Genomic DNA, 6,643 nt, shown 5'->3' with positions numbered 1-6,643 from the left:
CGGTGGATCGCCTGATCGGCAAACAGTTCTGAAATACAAAAGCCGGCTCATGAGCCGGCTTTATTCATTTTCAGTTGACCGGATCTGGGAGCTATCCGGAAAACAGTAAAGTCAATGCACTATGCACCCAGCGGGCGCACAGAGATCGCTTTAGTGCGAATGACGGGCAGCACAGGCCGGACCCGGGCCACGCATATAATGGCGCTCCGGACGATAGCTTGGTGCCAGAAACTCGCGAATAACTTTAAAAATTTGACGAAACTGAACGATCAGACCCATCACACTACACCCTGATTAATTTAACATTATTATTTTTGCTGAAGCACAAATCACAACAGTGAATTTAAGGTAAATATTAAAGAAGAAAGGTGAACACGAAGTGAATTCACATACTTAATGAGCGATTAAAAATAACCTTTTATTTATTAACCCGAAAAAAAACCCTGCATTTCTTGACCAAATGCAGGGTTTTCAGCAATTTATGCACTCAAAATATTAACGGGTCGGTACCGGTTCGTCACCACGATAGTCATAGAAACCGCGACCGGTTTTACGTCCGAGCCAACCGGCTTCAACATATTTCACCAGCAGCGGGCATGGGCGATATTTTGAATCCGACAGTCCTTCATAAAGTACCTGCATAATCGAAAGACAAGTATCCAGTCCGATGAAATCAGCCAGCTGCAACGGCCCCATCGGATGATTGGCACCAAGCTTCATGGCTGTATCAATGGCATCCACAGTGCCAACGCCTTCATAAAGCGTATAAATCGCTTCATTAATCATCGGCAGCAAAATACGATTGACGATAAAAGCAGGGAAGTCAGCAGAAACCGTGATGGTCTTGCCCAGCTTCTGCACGAAATCCTGTGCAACGGCGAAAGTCGGTTCTTCTGTGGCGATACCGCGGATCAGTTCAACCAGTTTCATCACCGGCACCGGATTCATAAAATGAATACCGATAAAGCGTTCAGGACGATCAGTGGTAGCAGCCAGACGGGTAATTGAAATCGAAGATGTGTTGGTTGCCAAAATAGCATTGCTGTGCAGATGCGGGCAGACCTGTGCAAAAATCTGCTTCTTAATGGCTTCATTTTCTGTTGCAGCTTCGATCACCAGATCGCAAGGTGCCAGATCAGCCATGGTTTTGGCTGGCTTAATCAGCGCAAGACTGGCAATGCGCGCTTCCTCAGCCAGTTTGCCCGAAGCAACCTGACGCGCCATGTTACCGCTGATGGTGGCAATACCGTTTTCCAGTCGCTCAAGCGAAGCATCATGCAGGAGCACATCGTAACCTGCCAGCGCGCAAACATGAGCAATACCATTGCCCATCTGCCCTGCACCGATGATACCCACTGTTTTGATTGTAAAACTCATGATCCGCTCCGATCCCTTCGTATCAATAAATTTACAGCAATAACGCCAATTTTTCTCCGCCTACATGAGCAGTCTCATGCAGATAAGTCTATCCCTGATTAAAGCAAAACGCGCCCGGATTAAATATCCGGACGCGTTATAATATCAGAGACAATCATGCCTGATTGTCATGATCCTGATTAAAGTGCTTTTTCAAGCTCCGGCAAAATAGTGAACAAGTCACCAACCAGACCATAATCCGCGACCTGGAAAATTGGTGCTTCTTCATCCTTGTTGATCGCAACGATCACTTTGGAATCCTTCATACCGGCCAGATGCTGGATCGCACCCGAAATACCGCAAGCGATATACAGTTGTGGCGCAACCACTTTACCGGTCTGACCAACCTGCCAGTCATTTGGTGCATAACCGGCATCAACCGCTGCACGGCTCGCGCCGATAGCAGCACCGAGCTTGTCAGCAACCGGTGTGATCACTTCATTGAATTTCTCAGCAGAACCGAGTGCACGGCCACCGGAGATGATGATTTTCGCTGAAGTCAGCTCAGGGCGGTCACCGCCGGAGATTTTTGCCTCAACAAATTTCGACACAGCCGGATCATTGCCTGCATCCACACTCTCAACCGCAGCTGAACCGCCCTCACCGGCAGCCGCAAAAGAAGCGGTACGCACAGTGATAACCTTCTTGGCATCTGTGGTTTCAACAGTCTGAATCGCATTACCCGCATAGATCGGGCGCTTGAAGACTGTCGGAGACACAACTTCGGTAATTTCCGAAACCTGTGCCACATCGAGAAGTGCTGCAACGCGTGGCAGTACGTTTTTACCCGAAGTGGTCGCCGGAGCAATTACAGTGTCATAGGAATCAGCAAGAGCAACCAGCAATGCTGCGGTTGGTTCTGCCAGACGGTTTTCCAGTGCATCGCTCTCAGCGAGCAGAACTTTGCGCACGCCTTTCAGCTTAGCCGCAGCATCAGCAGCAGCTTTGGCGCCTTTACCCGCAACCAGAACATCCACATCACCGCCGATAGCGAGCGCAGCAGTCAGAGCCTTTGCAGTCTGGTCAGAGAGGCTTGCATTATCGTGTTCTGCAAAAAGAAGAATAGCCATAATCGTTTTCCTGTCCTGACCGCTTACAATACGCCTGCTTCGTTTTTGAGCTTGTCAACAAGCTCAGCAACGGAAGCCACTTTCACACCGGCTTTACGGCCGGAAGGCTCTTCGGTTTTGAGGATTTTCAGACGCGGCGCAGTATCAACACCGTAATCAGCCGGTGCCTTCTCATCCAGCGGCTTCTTCTTCGCCTTCATAATATTCGGCAGAGAAGCATAGCGCGGCTGGTTCAGACGCAGGTCGGTCGTGACAATCGCAGGCAGCTTGACTTCAATCGTCTGCAAACCACCGTCAACTTCACGGGTCACATTGGCAGAAGCGTCTGAGAGCTGTACTTCCGAGGCAAAAGTTGCCTGTGCCCAGCCAAGCAATGCAGAAAGCATCTGACCGGTCTGGTTCGCATCATCATCAATCGCCTGTTTGCCGAGAATAACCAGCTTCGGCTCTTCTGCGGCAACAACGCCTTTCAGAATTTTTGCAACGGCAAGCGGCTCGACAGCATCATCGGTTTTCACGAGGATAGCGCGGTCTGCGCCCATCGCCAGAGCGGTACGCAGGGTTTCCTGCGCCTGCGCAGGTCCGATAGACACAACCACAACTTCAGAAACTTTACCGGCTTCTTTAAGTTTCAGCGCTTCTTCAACCGCGATTTCATCAAACGGGTTCATCGACATTTTGACATTGGTCAGCTCAACGCCTGAACCGTCACTTTTCACCCGGATTTTGACGTTGTAATCAACAACCCGCTTAACTGCGACCAGAACTTTCATTCGGTTAAGATCCTCTCCACTTGAGCAGCATTTGCTGCTCTCTTCGACCGGACATAAGCCCTTTTCTTGCCTGTGTCCGCCTGCCTCTCAGTCAGATACAGTTTTAAAGCATGGCCTCATAAACAACTTGCCTGAAGCCGACATACCAAAACTCTATCGCAAACACGCCTGATGCACCGTCAATTTTTGACGGAGATTTCAGAAATTTCATAAGACCGTAATTCTGAACCATAGAGAGGTCAATCATAACCGGCAGAAGGGCTATGAAATATCATCATAACTATCTTCGAAACATGACGGATGATGTCGCAAATATACAAAGATTAACGCGCATTTTGATCTGATCGTAGCGGGATAAGAAATCAGTCCGGTGGACTGATTTCCCCGCGAAGGCGCATACACTTTCCAGAATGCGCTCTTAGAGCATGTCGCATTTAATTCCACCCAATGCGCTCGCTCTATCCTTTGTTTTTACGCATGTCATTATCGGAAAACCGATGCCCACTTTTCCGCGACATGCTCTTAGCGTGTCAGCGCCGGTATCCATAAAATATCATCCCGTCCCTGATTATTCGCAATACGGGCAGCCACAAAAAGCAGATCAGACAAACGATTGATATAACGCAGGGCAGCGCCTGAAACCTGCTCATCAGTCTGCGCCGCCAGTGCTACCATGGCACGCTCTGCACGTCGTGCAATCGTTCTGGCCATGTGCAGATGCCCGGCGGCCGGTGAACCGCCGGGCAAAATAAAGGAGCGGAGCGGTTCCAGCTGTGCATTCAGCACATCAATTTCCTGTTCCAGCCGGTCAACCTGCTTGTCCACAATCCTCAAAGGCTCATAGCCGAGATCTGCAGCAGTGCCGGAGGCAGGATCTGAAACAGCAGCGGGGGTGGCAATGTCAGCACCGAGGTCAAAAAGATCATTTTGCGCCCTTGTCAGCATAGCATCAACATCCGGCAGGATCAGCGCGGTATAAAGCCGTGCCATACCGATCGATGCATTCAGCTCATCAATATCACCGCAGGTCACGATGCGCAGATCATCTTTTCTGCGTCGCGGACCGCAGGCCAGACCTGTTGTACCGTCATCACCGGTACGCGTGTAAATTTTATTCAGCTTAACCAAAAATGCCTCACCGGTTGCTGCTCATACAAGTGCAATTAGCGGCGGGCAAAATATAATGCACCAACCATCAGCACCACGGCAATGAACTGAAACATAATACGCAGACGCATCAGCTTGTTGGATGTATTACCATCGCCGTTGCGCATCATATTGCGCAAACCCAGCAACAGAACAATCGCCACGGCAATCATGGCAATGATCGCTGCAAATTTAAAACCGCTGTCCATTCTTTCCTCCCGATTGCTTTTCAGCAATCCTCCGTCTTTCCCGCTCAATGTGTAACAGAAGCTTTTTGCGGCAGATAGAGCATTTCCCGCAAAAGTGCGAAGCGGTTTTGCATAAGGATAATGCAGTGTACTTGCGTTCTTTTACGACTGATCGGCCAGCATTTTATAAAGCCAGCGTGCAGGCAGCAGACGTTTGGCAAGTATGCCGAGCTTTGCCGGACGGGTAACCGGATAATGCGGGCGCGGACGATCACTTTCCAGCGCATGCAAAAGAACCTCATAAACAGCATCCGGCCCCAGTTTCACCGAGGATTTCGTGCCGCCACTTTGTAACTTGGCGAATTGCCGCCGGTAATCTTCTGCATGAACGGAGTTGTCCATGTCGATATATCTTTGCGCATAGGCCGCGGCATTGGCTGCAAATTTACTGGTAATCGGCCCCGGCTCGATCATGGAAACAGAGATGCCGGAACCTTCCAGTTCCATACGCTGCACCAGCATCAGTCCTTCCAATGCAAATTTGGAGGAGACATAAGCTCCGCGCCATTTCATCGGCACCAGACCGAGAATAGACGAACAATGTACCAGACGCCCCTGTTTACGCACCCGCATTGCAGGGATCAGCCGCTGTGTCAGATCCTGCCAACCAAAGAAATTGGCCTCGAACTGCAAACGCAGTGCCTCCATCGGCAAGTCTTCCACCGCACCCGGCTGTGCATAAGCGCCATTGTTAAACAGCGCATCAAGCTGATGATTGCACAGATTCAGCACGCTCTCAGCCACAGCGGCAATCGACTCCGGCTCGCAATAATCCAGATAAAAAGCTTCAAAACCCTGTTCCCGCAAATAGGCCAGATCCTGGTCTTTACGGGCAGTGGCAAAAACCCGCCAGCCGCGCTCTTTAAGAGCCTGCGCACAATAGGCACCAATACCGCTGGAACAACCGGTGATTAAAATGGTTCTTTGCTGCGCAGATGGAATTTGCACATTTTTGGCCATATGCTGATCTTTATCCGTTGGTTTGCGGGCTGATATCATTGCAATTCCTGTCCGCAGAGTTTTTATACACGTTGAATTTTTGACTTGTGGTCGGTTATACCACACAAACTTGTAATCAGCTCTGCCACAGACGAAAACGAATGAGCCGAAATAAAGGAATTTTCTGTCTATGCGAAAAATAATCCGTTTCCTCAGACAGACCCTTACCGATGCAATCGGCCATTTTATATCCGATGATGGCTGGGCTTTCGCATCCCATATCGCCCTCTCCGGCCTGATGGCGCTGTTTCCGTTTTTGATTTTTGCAACAGCGCTTGCCAGTTTTCTTGGCGCAGATGCTTTTGCCGAGACAGCGGTGCATGTGATTTTTGATACCTGGCCTCCTGCAATTGCCGCCCCGATTGCCCGTGAAGTGCAAAATGTTCTGACGATTCCGCGCGGCGACCTCCTGACTCTCAGTGTGATTGCCGCAGCCTATTTTGCCTCCAACGGCGTGGAAGCTTTACGTGTGGCGCTCAACCGCGCCTATCGCGTGACAGATACCCGTTCTATTCTATTTTGCCGTGCGCAAAGCCTTGGCTTTGTGATTATTGCCACGCTCAGCATCATGGCCATCAGCTTCCTGCTGGTGCTTGCGCCGCTGGCCATCCGCCTTGCAGAACAATGGGTTCCCGCACTGGAAACCATGTCGATTTCATTCGGCTTCTGGCGCTATGCGATTGCGCTTTCAGTGTTGGTTTTCGGATTATTTGTCGTGCATATCTGGCTGCCGGCCGGACAAAGGTCTCTGCTGGATATTCTGCCCGGTATTGCGCTGACACTGATTGCATGGCTGGCCGGAGCAACCGCTTTTGCCCGTTATCTTGAAAGCTTTGCCAGCTATGTCACCACCTATGCCGGTCTGGCATCGATCATGGTGGCGATTGTCTTTCTCTATATTATTGCCGCGATTTTCATCATTGGTGCGGAAATCAACGCCGCTATCATGCAGTACCGCAATCGCGAACAGCAATAAGGATACAAAAAAAGA

8 protein-coding genes are annotated in these 6,643 nt (G+C 50.1%); 1 reads left to right on the top strand and 7 read right to left on the bottom strand.

Annotated elements, in window-relative coordinates; genetic code table 11:
* Window positions 1-150 precede the first annotated feature (150 nt).
* The 7 genes from A918_RS22365 to A918_RS0101585 form a co-directional block, all read right to left on the bottom strand.
* On the bottom strand, window positions 151-279 hold the full coding sequence (locus A918_RS22365) for a hypothetical protein (RefSeq protein WP_022709365.1): 129 nt from the start codon (window positions 277-279) through the stop codon (window positions 151-153).
* Between the two features lie 216 nt (window positions 280-495).
* Window positions 496-1,377, bottom strand: a complete 882-nt coding sequence (locus tag A918_RS0101615) for a 3-hydroxybutyryl-CoA dehydrogenase (protein WP_022709364.1) — start codon at window positions 1,375-1,377, stop codon at window positions 496-498.
* Window positions 1,378-1,556: 179 nt separating this feature from the next.
* Entirely contained in the window at window positions 1,557-2,486 is a 930-nt protein-coding gene (locus tag A918_RS0101610) for an electron transfer flavoprotein subunit alpha/FixB family protein (protein ID WP_022709363.1), read from the bottom strand.
* 23 nt (window positions 2,487-2,509) lie between these two features.
* Window positions 2,510-3,259, bottom strand: coding sequence for an electron transfer flavoprotein subunit beta/FixA family protein (locus A918_RS0101605; RefSeq protein ID WP_022709362.1), 750 nt, complete (start codon window positions 3,257-3,259; stop codon window positions 2,510-2,512).
* A gap of 522 nt (window positions 3,260-3,781) precedes the next feature.
* The gene (locus A918_RS0101595) at window positions 3,782-4,387 is read right to left on the bottom strand and encodes a cob(I)yrinic acid a,c-diamide adenosyltransferase (RefSeq protein ID WP_022709360.1); all 606 of its coding nucleotides are present in this window, start codon (window positions 4,385-4,387) and stop codon (window positions 3,782-3,784) included.
* Window positions 4,388-4,422: 35 nt separating this feature from the next.
* Window positions 4,423-4,614, bottom strand: coding sequence for a twin transmembrane helix small protein (locus A918_RS0101590; RefSeq protein WP_022709359.1), 192 nt, complete (start codon window positions 4,612-4,614; stop codon window positions 4,423-4,425).
* 141 nt (window positions 4,615-4,755) lie between these two features.
* A complete protein-coding gene (locus A918_RS0101585; protein ID WP_051138963.1) occupies window positions 4,756-5,613 on the bottom strand; it encodes an SDR family oxidoreductase in 858 nt (285 codons plus the stop codon).
* Between the two features lie 169 nt (window positions 5,614-5,782).
* Here A918_RS0101585 and A918_RS0101580 point away from each other — a divergent pair, with 169 nt between their 5' ends.
* Window positions 5,783-6,628, top strand: coding sequence for a YihY/virulence factor BrkB family protein (locus tag A918_RS0101580; protein ID WP_022709357.1), 846 nt, complete (start codon window positions 5,783-5,785; stop codon window positions 6,626-6,628).
* Window positions 6,629-6,643 lie beyond the last annotated feature (15 nt).

It is taken from the genome of Pseudochrobactrum sp. AO18b (genome assembly GCF_000409565.1).
Classification (GTDB): domain Bacteria; phylum Pseudomonadota; class Alphaproteobacteria; order Rhizobiales; family Rhizobiaceae; genus Pseudochrobactrum; species Pseudochrobactrum saccharolyticum.
This window is presented reverse-complemented; position numbering and strand designations above follow the sequence as displayed.